This is a genomic window from Bradyrhizobium sp. CCBAU 45389 (assembly GCF_028128625.1).
In the GTDB taxonomy this organism is placed as follows: domain Bacteria; phylum Pseudomonadota; class Alphaproteobacteria; order Rhizobiales; family Xanthobacteraceae; genus Bradyrhizobium; species Bradyrhizobium liaoningense_B.
In genome coordinates this window covers 52,292-69,390 of sequence record NZ_LBIY01000005.1, presented here as the reverse complement: position 1 = coordinate 69,390, position 17,099 = coordinate 52,292, and the positions used below count along the sequence as shown (strand labels likewise).

At 64.5% G+C, this 17,099-nt stretch carries 13 protein-coding genes; 7 read left to right on the top strand and 6 right to left on the bottom strand.

Annotation, left to right across the window (positions count from 1 at the left end; genetic code table 11):
- Positions 1–24 precede the first annotated feature (24 nt).
- Complete coding sequence (gene hppD / locus XH79_RS04360) at positions 25–1,143, top strand: 4-hydroxyphenylpyruvate dioxygenase (RefSeq protein ID WP_271580826.1); 1,119 nt, start codon at positions 25–27, stop codon at positions 1,141–1,143.
- 137 nt (positions 1,144–1,280) lie between these two features.
- Here hppD and XH79_RS04355 read toward each other — a convergent pair whose 3' ends face one another.
- From XH79_RS04355 to XH79_RS04340, 4 genes are all read right to left on the bottom strand, one after another.
- The gene (locus XH79_RS04355) at positions 1,281–2,387 is read right to left on the bottom strand and encodes a CaiB/BaiF CoA transferase family protein (protein ID WP_271580825.1); all 1,107 of its coding nucleotides are present in this window, start codon (positions 2,385–2,387) and stop codon (positions 1,281–1,283) included.
- Between the two features lie 206 nt (positions 2,388–2,593).
- Entirely contained in the window at positions 2,594–3,394 is an 801-nt protein-coding gene (locus tag XH79_RS04350; protein WP_271580824.1) for an FAD binding domain-containing protein, read from the bottom strand.
- A 15-nt stretch (positions 3,395–3,409) separates the two neighbouring features.
- Positions 3,410–5,752 carry a xanthine dehydrogenase family protein molybdopterin-binding subunit gene (locus XH79_RS04345; protein ID WP_271580823.1) on the bottom strand — a complete coding sequence of 781 codons (2,343 nt, stop codon included), beginning with the start codon at positions 5,750–5,752 and terminating at the stop codon, positions 3,410–3,412.
- A gap of 84 nt (positions 5,753–5,836) precedes the next feature.
- Positions 5,837–6,322, bottom strand: a complete 486-nt coding sequence (locus XH79_RS04340; RefSeq protein WP_209969521.1) for a (2Fe-2S)-binding protein — start codon at positions 6,320–6,322, stop codon at positions 5,837–5,839.
- Positions 6,323–7,036: 714 nt separating this feature from the next.
- Between XH79_RS04340 and XH79_RS04335 the strand changes: the two genes are divergently transcribed.
- From XH79_RS04335 to XH79_RS04315, 5 genes are all read left to right on the top strand, one after another.
- Positions 7,037–7,486, top strand: coding sequence for an SRPBCC family protein (locus XH79_RS04335; RefSeq protein WP_211414326.1), 450 nt, complete (start codon positions 7,037–7,039; stop codon positions 7,484–7,486).
- A gap of 406 nt (positions 7,487–7,892) precedes the next feature.
- A complete protein-coding gene (locus tag XH79_RS04330) occupies positions 7,893–9,608 on the top strand; it encodes a PQQ-dependent methanol/ethanol family dehydrogenase (RefSeq protein WP_271580822.1) in 1,716 nt (571 codons plus the stop codon).
- A 139-nt stretch (positions 9,609–9,747) separates the two neighbouring features.
- Positions 9,748–10,926: a c-type cytochrome gene (locus XH79_RS04325; RefSeq protein ID WP_271580821.1), complete on the top strand. Its 1,179-nt coding sequence runs from the start codon at positions 9,748–9,750 to the stop codon at positions 10,924–10,926.
- A gap of 153 nt (positions 10,927–11,079) precedes the next feature.
- The gene (locus XH79_RS04320; protein WP_271580872.1) at positions 11,080–11,769 is read left to right on the top strand and encodes a response regulator; all 690 of its coding nucleotides are present in this window, start codon (positions 11,080–11,082) and stop codon (positions 11,767–11,769) included.
- A gap of 127 nt (positions 11,770–11,896) precedes the next feature.
- Positions 11,897–12,586: a response regulator gene (locus tag XH79_RS04315; RefSeq protein WP_271580820.1), complete on the top strand. Its 690-nt coding sequence runs from the start codon at positions 11,897–11,899 to the stop codon at positions 12,584–12,586.
- Positions 12,587–12,730: 144 nt separating this feature from the next.
- Here the strand turns inward: XH79_RS04315 and XH79_RS04310 are convergent, their stop codons facing one another.
- Both XH79_RS04310 and XH79_RS04305 read right to left on the bottom strand, forming a co-directional pair.
- Positions 12,731–14,086: a hybrid sensor histidine kinase/response regulator gene (locus XH79_RS04310; RefSeq protein ID WP_271580871.1), complete on the bottom strand. Its 1,356-nt coding sequence runs from the start codon at positions 14,084–14,086 to the stop codon at positions 12,731–12,733.
- 5 nt (positions 14,087–14,091) lie between these two features.
- Positions 14,092–15,258, bottom strand: coding sequence for an FIST N-terminal domain-containing protein (locus XH79_RS04305; RefSeq protein WP_212347286.1), 1,167 nt, complete (start codon positions 15,256–15,258; stop codon positions 14,092–14,094).
- A 262-nt stretch (positions 15,259–15,520) separates the two neighbouring features.
- Between XH79_RS04305 and XH79_RS04300 the strand changes: the two genes are divergently transcribed.
- Positions 15,521–17,099: HAMP domain-containing protein (locus XH79_RS04300; RefSeq protein ID WP_271580819.1), on the top strand; the 1,579-nt coding region annotated here is incomplete at its 3' end.

Genomic DNA, 17,099 nt, shown 5'->3' with positions numbered 1-17,099 from the left:
CTAGCAGCCATTTGGGAGAGCAGCATGGGTCCGTTTCCGCACGATGCACCGCCGGCCACGATCAGCGCCGACAATCCGATGGGCACCGACGGCTTCGAGTTCGTCGAATATGCGCATCCCAATCCGGGCGAGCTGCACGCGCTGTTCAAGCTGATGGGCTATGCGCCCGTCGCGCGCCACAAGACCAAGAAGATCACGGTCTACCGCCAGGGCGACATCAACTATCTCGTCAACGAGGAGCCCGGCACCCACGGTTTCGAGTTCGTCGCCGCGCACGGCCCCTGCGCGCCGTCGATGGCATTCCGCGTCGTCGATGCGAAGGCGGCCTATGACCGCGCGATTTCGCTCGGCGCCGAGCCCGCCGATGTATCATCGGCGCAGAAGACGCTCGACGTGCCCGCGATCAAGGGCATCGGCGGCAGCCTGCTGTATCTCGTCGATCGCTACGGCGCCAAGGGCTCGGCCTATGATGCCGAGTTCGAATGGTTAGGGGCGCGCGATCCGCGCCCCGCGGGTGCCGGCCTGTTCTATCTCGACCATCTCACCCACAACGTCCATCGCGGCCGCATGGACGTCTGGGCCGGCTTCTACGAAAAGCTGTTCAACTTCCGCCAGATCCGCTTCTTCGACATCGAAGGCCGCGCCTCCGGCCTGTTCTCGCGCGCGCTGACCAGTCCGGACGGCAAGATCCGGATTCCGATCAACGAGGACGCTGGCGATTCCGGCCAGATCGAGGAATATCTGAAGACCTACCGCGGCGAGGGCATCCAGCATATCGCCTGCGGCTGCCGCGAGATCCACGGCACGATCGAAGGCCTGCGCGAGGCCGGCCTGCCTTTCATGCCGTCACCGCCGGAGACCTATTTCGAGAAGATCGATGCGCGGCTGCCCAAGCATGGTGAAGACGTTGCGCGGCTCCAGAAGAACGGCATCCTGATCGACGGCGAAGGCGTGGTCGACGGCGGCCAGACCAAGGTGCTGCTGCAGATCTTCTCGGCCAACGCGATCGGCCCGATCTTCTTCGAGTTCATCCAGCGCAAGGGCGACGACGGCTTTGGCGAGGGCAATTTCAAGGCCCTGTTCGAATCGATCGAGGAAGACCAGATCCGGCGCGGGGTGCTGAAGGTGGGGAACGCGGCGTAAGGTCTTAGCCTCACGCACACTGCCGTAGGGTGGGCAAAGCGAAGCGTGCCCACGACTTCTTTGTCTCTCACGGAGAGATGGTGGGCACGGCGCTTCGCGCCTTTGCCCACCCTACGAGATCTTTGCCGGGGCTGGATTTATCGCTTCCATGCCTTCGTCACCGCGGCGATCTCCGCCGCCTCCGGCTCGCGCACCGCGGACGGCGTGCGTGAGAATCGCGGCGCCGGTGCCGGCTGTTTCACGCCGTGGCGCTCGACGAAGACGTTGCGAGCGACCATGTGCGGATGCTCCGTCGCTTCCGACATGGTCAGCACCGGCGCGAAGCAGATGTCGGTGCCTTCCATGATCTTGCACCAGTCCTCGCGCGTCCTGCTCTTGAACACGGCCTTCAGCTTTTCCTTCAGCGCCGGCCAGGCGTTGCGGTCCATCTGCGCGTCAAAATCCGCATCGGAGAGGCCCGCATGCTCGCGCAGCAGCGCGTAGAACTGCGGCTCGATCGAGCCGATCGAGACGAAATGGCCGCAGGCACATTCATAGACGCCGTAGAAATGCGCGCCGCCGTCGAGGAAGTTCTGGTTGCGACCCTCGGTCCAGCGGCCGAGCGTGGTCATGTCGAAGAAGAACGACATCAGCGAGGCCGCGCCGTCGCACATTGCTGCATCGACCACCTGCCCCTTGCCGGACCTCGAGGCTTCCAGCAGCGCTGCGAGCACGCCGACGACGAGATAGAGCGCGCCGCCGCCGAAATCGCCGACCAGGTTGAGCGGCGGCACCGGTGCTTCCTTCGTGCCGATCGCGGCGAGCGCGCCGGTGATGGAGATGTAGTTGATGTCGTGACCGGCGGCGTTGGCGAGCGGGCCTTCCTGGCCCCAGCCGGTCATGCGGCCGTAGACGAGCTTTGGATTGCGTGCGAGCACGACGTCCGGCCCGAGCCCGAGCCGCTCCATCACGCCGGGGCGAAAACCCTCGACCAGCGCGTCGGCGCTGGCGAGCAGATCGAGCACCTCTGCGATCGCTGTCTTGTCCTTGAGATCGAGCTCGATCACCTTGCGGCCGCGGCCCGCCACCGACTTCATGCTCTTCTTCGCGCCGACGCGGTCGAGCGTGACGACGTCGGCGCCCATGTCGGCCAGCATCATGCAGGCGAACGGGCCGGGGCCGATGCCGGCGAATTCGACGACGCGGAAGCCCGAGAGCGGGCCGGCGGTGCGGATGGAGGAGTTTTGGGAGGGTTTATCGAGCACGTTGTTGTTTCCTCGGGTCGCGGGCAGTGCCGGTGATCCGGCAAACGCCTCACGTTGCTCTTGGGGGCGAGTTAATCGGCTGATTAACTTTTCTCGCCTTCCCGCCAGCGAGGCAAGCGGTTTTCATGCCGCATGGGCAAAATAAAACGGCGCGCACCGAAGTGCGCGCCGCGGAAAATTTGCGTCGAGGCGCTGGCGCGGGATCGTCAGCCCGCAGCAGCCACCGCGCGCTGCGCCATCACCTTGACGAGGTTGGCGCGGTACTCGGCGGTGCCGTGGATGTCCGCCAGCAATCCGCTCGCGGGAATGCTGATGCTATCGAGTGCCGACGGTGACCAGTTTGCCTTCAGCGCGGCTTCTATCACACCAACCCGCATCACCCCGCTCTGCGACGCCCCGGTCGCGGCGACGCGGATCTCGCCGGATTTCGTCTGCGCGACGAACACCGCGGTGAGCGCGAAGCGCGAAGCGGGATGCCGCATCTTGGCATAGCCCGCCTTCGCCGGAACCGGGAACGAGACGGCAGTGATGATCTCACCGTCTTCGAGCGCCGTGGTGAACAGGCCCTTGAAGAAATCGCCGGCCGCGATCGACCGCTTGTTGGTCTTCACGGTGGCGTCGAGCGCGAACAGCGCGGCCGGATAGTCCGCGGCGGGATCGTTGTTGGCGATCGAGCCGCCGATCGTGCCGCGATAGCGCACGGCGGGATCGCCGATCAGCGACGCCAGATAGGCGAGCGCGGGAATCGCCTTCTTCGCGGCATCGCTGGTCGCCACATCGTAATGCGGTGTGGCGGCCTTGATCGTCAGCGTGTCGCCGGACGCCTCGACGCCGATCATGTCCTTGATCTTGCCAAGGTCGATGACGTCAGAGGGACCCGCGAGGCGCTGCTTCATCACCGGAAGCAGCGTCTGACCGCCGGCAAGGAATTTGGCCTCGCTGCTCTTGCCGAACAGGCTGGCGGCCTCGTCCACGGAGGAGGCGCGATGATATGTGGTCTGGTACATGTTCGTTCCTCCCTCTCAAGCCGCGTTGATCGTACGCCACACCCGATCCGGGGTTGCGGGCATTTCCAGATTGTTCTTGCCGATCGCATCCGTGATCGCGTTGATCACGGCCGCCGAGGCGCCGATCGCGCCGGCCTCACCGCAACCCTTGATGCCGAGCGGATTGCCCGGGCACAGCGTCGTGGTGTGGGAGAGGTTGAACGAGGGCACATCGTCGGCGCGCGGCATGGCGTAGTCCATGAACGAGGCCGTGACCGGTTGGCCGTTGGCATCGTAGATGGCGTGCTCGAGCAGCGCCTGCCCGATGCCTTGAACCAGGCCGCCATGGACCTGGCCCTCGACGATCATCGGGTTGATCAGCCGGCCGAAATCGTCGGCCGCAACGAAGTTGACGAAGGAGGTCTTGCCCGTCCCAGCGTCGACCTCGAGCTCGCAGATATAGGTGCCGGCCGGGAAGGTGAAGTTGGTCGGATCGTAGAAGGCGCTTTCCTTCAGGCCCGGCTCCATCCCGTCAGGCAGATTGTGCGCGGTGTAGGCCGCGAGTGCGACCATCGGGAAAGCGATGGCCTTGTCGGTGCCGGTCACCTTGAACTCGCCGTTCTCTATGACGATGTCGGCTTCCGATGCCTCCAGCGCATGCGCGGCGATCTTCCTGGCCTTGGATTCGACCTTCTCCATCGCCTTGAGGATCGCGGTGAGGCCGACGGCCGCCGAGCGCGAGCCGTAGGTGCCCATGCCGAACTGCACCTTGTCGGTGTCGCCATGGACGATCGAGACTTGGCTGATGGGAACGCCGAGGCGGTCGGCGACGAGCTGACAGAACGTCGTCTCGTGGCCCTGGCCGTGGCTGTGCGATCCGGTGAGGATCTCGATGGTTCCGACCGGGTTGACCCGCACTTCCGCGGACTCCCACAGGCCGACGCCGGCACCTAAGCTGCCGACGGCCTTCGACGGCGCGATGCCGCAGGCCTCGATGTAGCAGGAGACGCCGATGCCGCGCAGCTTGCCTTGCGACTTCGCTTGCGCCTTGCGTCCGGCGAAGCCGGCATAGTCGATCGCCTTCATCGCCGCGTCGAGCGAGGCGTTAAAGTCGCCGGTGTCATAGGCCATGATCACGGGCGTCTGGTGCGGGAACTGGGTGATGAAGTTGGTCCGGCGCAGCGCCGCCGGATCGACCTTCAACTGCCGCGCCGCCGTCTCCATCAACCGCTCAATCAGATAGCTCGCCTCGGGACGGCCCGCGCCACGATAGGCGTCGACCGGCGTGGTGTTGGTGTAGACGCCGATCACCTCGGCATGGATCGCCGGGATATTGTACTGGCCCGACAGCAGCGTCGCGTAGAGATAGGTCGGCACCGAGGACGAGAACAGCGACATGTAGGCGCCGAAATTGGCGTAGGTCTTCACCTTCAGGCCGATGATCTTGTTGCTGGCGTCGAACGCCATCTCGGCATGGGTGACATGGTCGCGGCCATGCGCGTCGGTGAGGAACGCTTCGGTGCGGTCGCCGGTCCATTTCACGGGACGGCCGACCTTCTTCGAGGCCCACAACGCCACCATTTCTTCGGGGTAGATGAAGATCTTCGAGCCGAAGCCGCCGCCGACGTCGGGCGCGATCACGCGCAGCTTGTGCTCGGGCGCGATGTTGTAGAACGCCGACAGCACGAGCCGGGCGACGTGCGGGTTCTGCGACGTCGTGTAGAGCGTGAAATGCTCTTCCGCCGCGTCGTAGTCGGCGATCGCCGCGCGCGGCTCCATCGCGTTGGGGGCGAGGCGGTTGTTGGTGACGTCGAGCTTCACGACGTTGGCTGCCTTCGAGAAGGCGGCGCTCACCGCGCCCTCGTCGCCGATCACCCAGTCATAGACCTGGTTGCCGGGTGCTTCGGGATGAAGCTGCGGCGCGCCGGCCTTGATCGCGGCGTGCATGTCGGCGACGGCCGGGAGCTCCTCATAATCCACGACCACGGCTTCGGCCGCGTCACGCGCCAGATTCTTGCTGTCGGCGATCACGACAGCGACGGCCTGACCGACGAAGCGCACCGTCTCCGGCGCCATCGCCGGCCATGCGCCCATCTTCATCGGGCTGCCGTCCTTGGAGGTGATGGCCCAGCCGCAGATCAGGTTGCCGACCTTATCGTCGACGAGCTGCTGGCCCGTGAGCACCGCGACCACGCCCGGCATCTTCAGTGCCGCGGAGGAGTCGATCCCCTTCACCTTGGCATGTGCATGCGGGCTGCGGATGAAATGGGCATGGGTCATGCCCAGCAATTTGATGTCGTCCACATACCGGCCCTTGCCGGTGATGAAACGCTTGTCTTCCTTGCGCACGACGCGCGCACCGATGCCTTCAACACCCATGTCTGGTCCTCCCGACCGGAAATTGTTTTGACCGCGCTGTCCATCGACAGCTGCGGCGGTGGTTCTGCTTTCGAGGCGTGCCGCTTACTCGGCCGCCTGCGAGACCTTCATGCGGCCGGCTGCATCCAGCACGGCTTTGACGATGTTGTGGTAGCCGGTACAGCGGCAGATATTGCCCTCGAGCTCTTGGCGGACGGTGGCCTCGTCGAGCTGTCCACCATGGCGCTGCACGATGTCGATCGCCGACATGATCATGCCCGGGGTGCAATAGCCGCACTGCAGGCCGTGATTGTCGCGGAAGGCGGCCTGCATCGGGTGCAGCTCGTCGCCCTTGGCGATGCCCTCGATGGTGGTGACGTTGGCGCCGTCGGCCTGGCCCGCCAGCATGGTGCAGGATTTCACCGCGCGGCCGTCCATGTGCACGACGCAGGCGCCGCACTGGCTGGTGTCGCAGCCGACATGGGTGCCGGTCAGGTTGAGGTGATCGCGCAGAACATGGACCAGCAGCGTGCGGTCCTCGACATCGACAGCAACGGCCTTGCCGTTGACCGTCAGTTTGACTGTAGACACGGCGTACTCCTCCCGAATGTTTGTAGTTATTCTAATTAGAGACAGCGCGAACGGAACTTTGCAACTGGGATTTTGGTGACCGCGCGTCATGGAAAGGTCATCGTGGCTGCTCTCGCAGATGTGCGATTCGGCCACGACATGTCGTGCCGCCACCAGCGCATGGCGCGACCTTGCAATGAGCCCAGCGAAAACGGTGTCCACGTCGTCAGATGCGGCCTGCGCTCAACCGCGATCGCGCGAAGCGCTGGCCTTGAGCTCTGGCCTTGGACGTCGCGCTCCTCGCGCGTCGCTTCTCCCTTTGATGCCTTGTTCCTTGTCACGAATAGGAGCACGTGCTCACGCCCTTGTAATCGCGATCTTGGTAGTAGGCGGAAGTAGCCTAAGTCATTGATTTTGCTTACGGCGATGCAGCAAATCGTTGCCGACGGGCCGCGCCGGCCGAGCGTTGCGACTCCAACAATCCACGCCGTCATTCCGGGGGCCCGAGCGGAGCGAGGGAGCCCGGAATCCATCGAGCGTAAGAGTAGGTGGATGGATGGATTCCGGGTTCGCGACCATCGGGCCGCGCTTCGCGCGGACCTGTTGGTCGCGCCCCGGAATGACATCGAATGAATGAAACGCGGGAAAGCAGGCCTAGTACTTCCTGGCGATTGATCGCAGCCGGACGTCCCCCTAGTCGAACCGTACAAGCAACGGTCAAAAGGGATGGAAGCGATGCAGATGAACGACAGTCAGCGGATCCCGGCGTCGAAGGCCACGGTGTGGGCTGCGCTCAACGATCCCGATATTCTCAGGCGCTGCATTCCCGGCTGCCAATCGCTCGAGATGGCATCGCCGACGGAGATGACGGCGACCGTGGTGCTGAAGGTCGGTCCGGTGAAGGCGACGTTCAGCGGCAAGGTGACGCTGACCGACATCGATGCGCCCAACGGCTATCGCATCGTCGGTGAGGGCGCCGGCGGCGTCGCCGGCTTTGCCAAGGGCGGCGCGAAGGTCAGGCTGGAAGAAGAATCGCCTGACGTCACCATCCTGCATTACGAGGCCGACGCGCAGATCGGCGGCAAGCTCGCGCAGCTCGGCTCGCGCCTGATCGACTCGACGTCGCGCAAACTCGCCGCGAATTTCTTTGAAAGTTTTGCCGCGGTGGTAGCGCCATCATCCTGATCAGCACGTCGTCCTCGGCGCCCCGACGCGAACTTGTAGGGTGGGCAAAGGCGCTCTTGCGCCGTGCCCACGACTTACTAATCCACGATTGCGAGAGAAGAGGTGGGCACGCTTCGCTTTGCCCACCCTACTGCGCTGAGTGGCCGGACGAATCGGATTGCGGCATGACTTTGCCGGAATCTGATGACGCATTTCGAGCTGAAAAATACGGGCAAGACGCAAGCCAGGACAACGAGATGAGCAGCGAAAGCCGCCGATGATCTGCTCTACTACCTTCCGCCTATACTAAGCGCGAAAAGGCGATGCTGTAATTTCGAACGATGGCTCGCAGACGAACTGCGCATCACGAGCGCAGCGCGCTCAGGCGCCCAACGAGGCGTTCACAACAACATCGCGGAGGGAATACATGACCTTTGGAACGAAGGGCTTCTTGGCCGGCATCTCCATGATTGCGATGCTCGCCGCCGCTACATCCGGCACTCGCGCCAACGAGACCGTGCTCAAGGCGCAATCCGATTCGAACCAGTGGGCCGTCGCCGGCCACGACTACGGCAACACGCGCTTCAGCCCGCTGAAGCAGATCAACACCGAGAACGCCGGCAAGCTGACGCTCGCCTACTCGTTCTCGCTGGCGTCGCTGCGTTCGAACGAATCCTCGCCGATCGTCATCGGCAACACGCTCTACGTTTCGAGCTCCTGGGGCCCGAAATACGTCTATGCGCTCGATGCGGCCACCGGCGCGCGCAAATGGACCTGGGAGCCCGACATTCCCGAGGACGTGCTGCAATATGCCTGCTGCGACGTGAACAATCGCGGCGTCACCTATGCCGACGGCAAGATCTTCGTCGGCCGTCTCGACGGCAAGCTGACGGCGCTCGATGCCGCAACCGGCAAGGCGCTGTGGACGACGAAGGTGGTCGACTACAAGCAAGGCTCGGTCATCACCTCGCCGCCGCTCGTCGTGCGCGACAAGGTCATCACCGGTTTCGGCGGCGGCGAATACGGCGTGCGCGGCTCGCTGCAGGCCTTCGATATCAACACCGGCAAGCAGGTGTGGCAGACCTTCACCGTTCCTTCGCCGGATGAGCCCGGTGGCGACACCTGGAAAGGCGACTCCGCCCAGCATGGCGGCGGTGCGGCCTGGCTGGTCGGCTCCTACGATCCGAAGAGCGACACGGTCTATTGGGGCACCAGCAATCCCGGCCCGTGGAACACGGCGGTGCGCTCGACCGGCGACGGCAATTTCGGCAAGCTGACCAACCTCTACACCGCCTCGACGGTGGCGTTCGATCCCAACACCGGCAAGATCAAGTGGCACATCCAGACCACGCCGGCCGATGCCTGGGACTATGACGGCGTCAACGAAGCCGTGCTCGCGGATCTGAAGATCGGCGGCAGCACCGTTCCGGCGCTGATGAAGGCGGATCGCAACGGCTACTTCTTCATCGCCAACCGTGAGACCGGCAAGGTGTTGTCGGCGGAGAAGTACGTGTTCTCCAACTGGGCCAAGAAGTGGGACGTCGCCACGATGCGCGCGGTCGAGGATCCCGACAAGCGCCCCGGACCGAACCATCCTGCCAAGGACATCTGCCCGAACCTGATCGGCGGCAAGAACTGGCAGCCGATGTCGTTCAACCCGCAGACCGGCCTCGTCTACATCCCGTCCAACAATGTCTGCATGGACTGGTCGGTCAGTGACGTCGCCTACAAGCGCGGCGTGTTCTATCTCGGCGCCGAATTCCCGACCAAGGAAGGCCCCGGCGGTTTCCTCGGCGAGCTCGTGGCCTGGGATCCGGTCGCGCAGAAGAAGGTCTGGTCGATCAAGGAAGACCTGCCGTTCAACGGCGGCACGCTGACCACCGGCGGTGGCCTCGTGTTTGCCGGCAACATCCATGGCGACTTCCGCGCCATCGATGCGAAGTCCGGCAAGGTGCTGTGGAGCAAGAATCTCGGTTCCGGCATCGGCGCAGGTCCGGTGACCTATCAGGTCGACGGCAAGCAATATGTCGCCATCGTCGTCGGCCGCACGGCTGCGCTGCCTGCGTTCCTGGGCGAGGTAGGAAAGAAGATGACGGCCGCAGCTCCCGAGGGCGGTTCGCTCTTCGTGTTCTCCGTCCAGTGACCACTCGCGCGCGTATCCTCTCGAGGTGACGGGATACGCGCGCGCTTTTTCCAGACATGAGCTGCGGCATCGGCCGATGCCTGGTGCCGCTGCGCCTGGCTCAACGAACTCCGGCCCAACAACGCTACGGGAGACGAGGATGCGTGCCAATCATTCTGCCATCGGTGCGAGCCGACATCGCTCCATCTCAGCCTTGCTCGCATGTGCCGCCGCGGCGCTGATCGTTCCGGCCTTGCCGCTGCATGCCGACGAAGCGCAGCCGTTCCGTCTCTGCGCCGATCCGACCAATCTTCCATTCTCGAGCGATAGTGCGGCGCAGCCGGGCTTCTATGTCGAGATCGGGCAGGCCCTGGCGCAGGCGCTCGGCCGGCCGATCGCCTACGATTGGTACAAATCCTATTTCGGCAAGCGCACCGTGCGCGTCACGCTGCTCGGCAAGCAATGCGACGCCATGATCGGGCTGCCGCGCTCCGAGGATTTCATGGGGCCGGCCGTGATCTTCTCCAACAGCTTCGCGAAGGAGGGCTATGCGCTCGTCGCCGCCAAGGGCCAGGCACCCGGCGGCATCGACGGCCTCAAGGGCAAGCGCGTTGCCGTGCAGTTCGCCAGCACGCCGCAAAACCTGCTCGCAAGCCGCGACGACATCCAGAAGGTGACGGTGCTGTCGCCCGAGGAAGGCATGCAGGCGCTCGACCAGGGCAGGGCCGACGTTGCCTTCATCTGGGGGCCGGTCGCCGGCTGGCTGAACAAGACCACCTATCATGGCCGCTATCAGATCGAGCTCACCGAAGGCGAAGGCCTGTCATGGGACGCCGCTATCGGCTTTGCCAAGACCTCGACCGAGCTGCGCGATCGCGTCGATGCCGTGTTGCCGCAGCTTCAGACGACGATCGGCGAGCTCGCGGTGAAATACGGTTTGCCGACCAGCGCGCCGGTTCGCTTCGGCACAGTGCCGGCGGCCACCACGACGGGGACGGGAACCGGAGCCGTCGTGACGCAGATCGCCAATGTCGTGGCGACCGAGACCAAGGGCGACGCGGCCGCGCCCGGCGCCGAAGCGGTCGGCGCCGGCAAGGAGATCTTCAACGGAACCTGTGCGCACTGCCATGGTCCCGACGCGATCCAGAGCGAGCGGAAGATCGATCTGCGGCTGCTGCGTCACCGCTACGGCGACGAGATGCGCGAGAAGTTCTGGACGACCGTGCATGAGGGACGGCCGACCAAGGGCATGCCGGCTTGGAAGGACGTCTATACCGACGACCAGTTCGACAACATCTATTCCTTCCTGCTGACGGTCCAGTCCGAATCGAACGACTGAACGATCTTGACCGAACCCGATCGGGAGGATGTGCTAGCGTCCACCCGGCACCATCCCGGTGCCGGACGGGTGCCGCACGGTTCTGCCTCTTCCGCTACGGCGGCGGATGCCTGTACGGTGCAGCATTCAGCGGTGCAGTCCTGCGAAGGCGCCATGACCAGCTTCCTGATCATCGACGATCATCCGCTGTTTCGCGAGGCGCTCGGCAATGCGGTGCGCCTGGCCTTGCCGGAGGCGCGGATCTTCGAGGCGATGTCGATCGAGGATGCCCTTCATATCCTGACGGCCGAGCAGGGCGAGGGCATCGACCTCGCGCTGCTCGATCTCTTGCTGCCGGATTCGACCGGCTTCTCCGGCTTTCTGCGCTTGCGCGAGGCCTATCCGCGCCTGCCGGTCGCCATCGTGTCGAGCGACGAGGACCAGCGCGTCGTCCGCGAGGCGCTGGAGCTGGGAGCCGCCGGTTATCTGCCGAAGTCGATGTCGAAGCGCGAGCTGGCGCAATCGATCGAGGGCGTGCTGAAGGGATCGGTGTCGGTGCCGAAGGATTTCGTGGCGACGCCGCGGCGGCGGGCCGAGGCCAGCAAGGCGCTCGAGGTCAAGCTGCGCGAGCTCACGCCGCAGCAGCTTCGCGTGCTCGATCTCTTGCGGCGCGGCTATCCGAACCGGCAGATTGCCCAGGAGCTTCAGCTCGCCGAATCCACGGTGAAGGCGCACATCACCGAGATTCTGCGCAAGCTCGGCCTGTTCAGCCGCAACAAGGCGATCATCGAGATCGGCAAGATGGACTTGCCCGATCCCAAGGTCCGACCCTATGCACGGGCCGACCGCGGGCGGCCGCAATGACGCGCGATGTCGTGCTTGACGTCGTACTTGACCTGGATCAACCCGCTCTGATTGGGTTGAGACATTCTCGTTTCGATTTCGAATCCGGCAGTAGCCTAGGCAATAATCAGGGAATGGCTCACACGTGATGCGATTTCTGATTGTCGAAGATCATCCGCTGTTTCGCGAGGCGCTCGAGGGCGCGCTCCAGATGGTGGCGCCCGCGGCCGAGATCCTTCAGGCGACGTCGATCGACGGTGCGCTCGAGCAGGTCGCGGCGACCACCGGGCTCGACCTCATCCTGCTCGACCTGTCGATGCCGGGCACAACAGGTCTTTCGGGCATCATCCGCATCCGCAAGGCGTTTCCCAGGATTCCCGTCGTCATCGTCTCCGGGCATCAGGATCCACAGATCATGTCCGGCGCCTTGTCGCTCGGCGTCTCCGGTTACATTCTCAAATCGTCGTCCAAGCAGGATCTCGCGCAGTCGATCGGCGAGGTGCTGCGCGGCTCGGTCTGTGTCCCCGCCGCCTATCGCGGACTTGTCCGCCCGCAACGCGTCGCCGGACCCGCGCAGGATCTGCTGAAGCGCCTGCACGATCTGACGCCGCAGCAATTGCGCGTGCTCGAAATGCTCAAGCGCGGCCTGCAGAACAAGCAGATCGCCTACGAGCTGAAGATTTCCGAGACCACCGTGAAGGTCCACGTCTCCGACATCCTGCGCAAGCTCAACGTGCTGAGCCGCACCAAGGCCATCGTCGAAATGTCCCGGATCGATTTCGCGACGCTGGCGGCCGAGGGCACCAGGCGCGAGCGGGCACATCCGGACCAGCAGTGACGCGATTGTCTGCTGTCTTGCCTCGCAGACCGAGCACACGCGACCGATGATCTTGGATTCAAATCATCAGCTTGGTGAGCGGTAAGATATTACCGGTACTGTGCATGGGGTTGTTTTCGACCTTTTTTATTTGGGGGCCCCACGCTAGCTCAGCAGGAACGACAGCAGCGCCCGCATCTCGGCCGGCTTGATCGGCTTCTTCAGCACTTCGAGGCCGTAGAGGCTCGCCTCCTTCGCCGCCTTCTCCGAATAGTCGGCGGTGATGATCATGGCCGGCGTGTCGAGCTTCAACTGCTCCCTGACGGCGGCGATGGCCGACAGGCCACTCTCGCCGTGATCGAGATGGAGGTCGGCAATCACGGCATCGGGCGCGCCGCCGAGCTCGCTGAGGCGCACCAGCGCGTCGGCGCCCGATCGCGTGGTCGCGACGTCGCAGCCCCATCCCTCCAGCAGCGCGGCCATCGCCTCCGAGCCGTTCGGATCGTTTTCGATCAGCAGGATCTTGGCGCCTTCGAGGCCGCTATAATTGTAGTGCCGCTCGGCGAGCTTGACCTCATGCACCTCGTCGCCGACTTCAGCGAGGTCGGCCGGCTCCAGCTCCAGGGTGAAGGTCGATCCCCTGCCGAGCTGCGACGACAGCCGCACCTCGTGCCCGAGCACGGTTGCGAAGCGGCGGACGATGGAGAGGCCGAGCCCGAAGCCGGCCTGGTCGGTCGCAATGGCCTCGCCGCGCTGGAATTCGCGGAAGATCGCCTCCTGCTGCGCCTGCGCAATTCCAGGTCCGGTGTCGGAGACCTGGACGCAGATCTGGTCGCCCCGCGGCCGGCATCCCATGACGACGCCGCCGCTGCGGGTGTAGCGGATGGCATTGGCGAGCAGGTTCTGCAGGATCCGCCGCAGCATCATCGCATCCGACGTCACCGCCAGCGGTGAGCTGCGGATACGCAAGGACAGGCCTTGCCGCGCGGCGATCGGCTCGAACTCGTTGCGGAGCTGCTCGAACAAGGGCGCCAGCGCGATCGCGCGCACGTCGGGCTTGAGTGCGCCGGCGTCGAGCTTGGCGATCTCCAGCAGCGACCGCAGCAGGTCCTCCAGCATCACCAGCGAGCGGTTGGCCTGGTCGATCAGCAGGCCGGCCTCCTGCGACTCCATCATCTCGGTCAGCGCCGACAGGGTCAGGCGCGCCGCGTTGAGCGGCTGCAGCAGATCGTGGGTGACCGAGATCAGCACCGAGGATTTCAGCGAGCTTGCCGCCTCCGCCTGCTGCTTGGCGCGGTAGAGACCCTCATTGGCGCGCTCGACCGAATGCAGCGCCTCGCGCAACTGGTGCGTCCGGTCGCGAACCTTGTGGTCGAGCGCAATGGCGGTTTCGAACAGCGAGAAGGCGTTGAGCTGCTGGTCCATCGAGCGCTCGACGCGCGACATCAGCGCGGCATTGATCTTCCTCAGCTTGGCGGCCTCGCGCCGCAGCTGGTCGACGGCATCGGGGCCCTGCCACATGTCCGTCACGACGGACGCCTTCCGATCGCAACGCCCGTGAAGGTCTGGTTCACATGCATGGAGCCGAACTGCTCGCCATAGGTATGAAAACCGACGACCCGATTCTGCCGGTACAAGTCGGACATGTCGCGGGTGAGCTGATGCTGCTCGGCGTCGAGCCGGCGGAGCAGGCACTCGAAGCCGATATAGAGCGAGACCTCTCCGATCTGGTCGCGGATATCGGCAAACGTCTCGCGGGTCGCGCCGACCAGGCTTCGCGACGTCGCCGCCGTCAACACCATGCCCTCGTCGATGGCGCAGAAGAAATGCAGCGAGCCGTCCGGTTCGACGCGCTGGATCGAGCGCGCGTAATAGGAGCCGCCGACGCGCACCAGCACCGGATGCGATGCAAAGGAGAACGGATCGAGCTTGGCGTCCATGATGCCGACCACACGCGAATATTCCAGCGCGGCAGGCTCCGCGTTCAGCTCCCTGACCATTCGATTTTCGATGTCGGCCTCGGTCACGACCATCTTCTGCGCCCGCGGCTCGAAATTGTCGCACTTGAAGACGCGGAACGGCAACGATGTGTTCAACAGGATCAGCAGGGCGGCATTGCTGTGCGCCTTGCCGCCAAAGAACACAAAGGTCTTCTCGAAGCGCATCCCGTCGCCTGCGGACCCACCGACGACCGGAATGTCGTCCAGCGATGCATAGAGCGCGGACATCACCGCTTCCTCGCGGCGGCACAGGCCGTCGATCAGGACGAGGCCGAAGGCACTTCCGCGGTCGACCTGCGGAGTGGCCCGCAACAGCTCGTGCCGGAGCTCGCCGCCGATCCTGCGGCCGTCCTCGACGCGGAAGCTGTCGAGGTTGAAAATGGGCCGCACCGCCGCGGAGAAATCAGCGCGGCTGAACGCCAGAGCCACGACGCTGTTTTCGTCCCAGCCATCGGGGGCAAGCTCGCCCGCGGTGGTGCAACCGCAAACCTGGGTCTCGTCGAAGTGCCGGGTGATCTCGGCGATGAAGTGATGGGGATCGTAGCTGGGGGAGAGGAACACCAGGATCAGCGCCAGCTCGTCGGAGGGGAGCTGGGCCGCCAGTTCGGCCACGGCTTCATCGACGCTCGCAGCCTTCGATTTGGCCACGGCAACGCCAGACGCACCGCCAAACCGAAAATCGGTTTGCCCCACTCCGTTTCTCCCCTCGAGGACCAGCTCGGTCTAATGCCAAGTGCCTGATAAGTATTCGAGAGTAGGGCGTTTTCCGGTGAGCCGCAACACGGCGCCCGGTCCCGCAAGGCCGGACAAGTCCTGCGGAAGGAACTCTCTAATCAGGATGCAAACCGGACGGATTTACCACCCCTTGACGATTCTGCCTTAATTTTCCGCACGGTTCGGGAAGGGCTGCTTCCGCGCCGCTAGTCGTTGCAAGAACATAAGTTGGGGGTTGGGAATGTCCGGGCGTGTCGCGTCGCCGTCGAAGCGTGCAATTTTTCCGACCCTCAGGTTCCGCGCAAAAATCATTCTCGGCTTTGCTGCCGTGCTGGTGATCTCGGCCGGCAGCATGGCTTTCGCCTATTTCGGCTTCGAGCGGGTGTCGTCCGGGGTCGGGTCCTACCGCACCAGCGTGTCCGAAGCCGACCTCGCCCGCAACATCGACCGCGAGCTGCTCGCCTATCGTTCGGCCGTCAGATATTTCGTCGTCACCGGCAAGGAAGACGACGCCAAGGCGGCGCTCGATGCCGAGGCCAGCCTGAAGAGCGCCATCGATCAGGCCATCAAGGGTGCCAAGAAGCCGGCGCGGCAGGAGAGCCTCAACAAGCTCGCCAAGGAGTTCTCCAACTTCTCCGCGACCTTCGCAAAAGTGCTGCAGGCCAAGCGTGACAGCGCGCTGCTGGTGCAGAACCAGCTCACGCGCCAGGCCAACCTGCTGAAATACAAGCTCGACGATGTCGGCAACAATGCCTCCGATTCCGAGGCGCAGGCGATCGAGTTCGGCACCAAGCAGGTCAACGCCCAGTTCCAGACCGCGAGTGCGGCGGCGACCAACTTCGTGCTGACGTCCGACCAGGCGATCGCCACCAGCGCGCTGGCGCGGCTGAAATTCGTCGAGAACTCGCTCGGCGCGGTCTATTCCATGGACGACAAGATCGTCGCCGGCCTGAAGGACGCCAAGACCATCCTGGTGGCCTATCGCGAAGCGCTGGAGAAGCTGATCGCCAACGCCAAGATGGTGGATGAGCTCGTCACCGAAATGAGCGGCTCGGCCGGTGCGATCCTGCAAGGCGCGACCGCCATGAAGGCGGACCTCGTCGCCGAGCAGCAGCGGCTGGATTCGGAGTCGGAAGCGACCATCGGGCAGACCGAGCAGCTGGTGCTGATGCTGGCCGTCGGCGGCACGCTGCTGGGGGCGGTTCTCGCCTTCCTGCTCGGCACCGGCATCTCGCGTCCGATGATCGCGATGTGCAAGGCGATGCGCGAGCTCGCCTCGGGCAATTTCGACGTGGTGCTGCCCGGCTTGGGGCGCAAGGACGAGATCGGCGAGATGGCCGGCGCGGTGGAAGAATTCAAGGTTCAGGCCGTCGCCAAGGCCGAGCGCGATGCTGCCGCCAGCGAAGTCCAGAACCGGGAGCAGGCGGCCGGCCGCCGCGCCGAGCTGATCCGCTTTGCCGACGATTTCGAGAGCGCGGTCGGCGCCATCGTCTCCAACGTTTCGTCCTCGGCCGTGCAGCTGGAATCGGCGGCCTCGACCCTGACCCGCACCGCCGAAACCACGCAGACCCTCTCGAGCCAGGTCGCCGGCGTCTCCGAGCAGGCCTCCTCCAACATGCAGTCGGTTGCGACCGCGACCGAAGAGCTCTCGGCCTCGGTCGAGGAGATCGGCCGCCAGGTCCGCGATTCCAGCCGGATCGCGGAAGCCGCCGTGGTGCAGGCGAAGGAGACCGACGGCCGCATCGGCAAACTGTCGCATGCCGCCCAGCAGATCGGCGAAGTGGTCAAGCTGATTACGGCGATCGCCGAGCAGACCAATC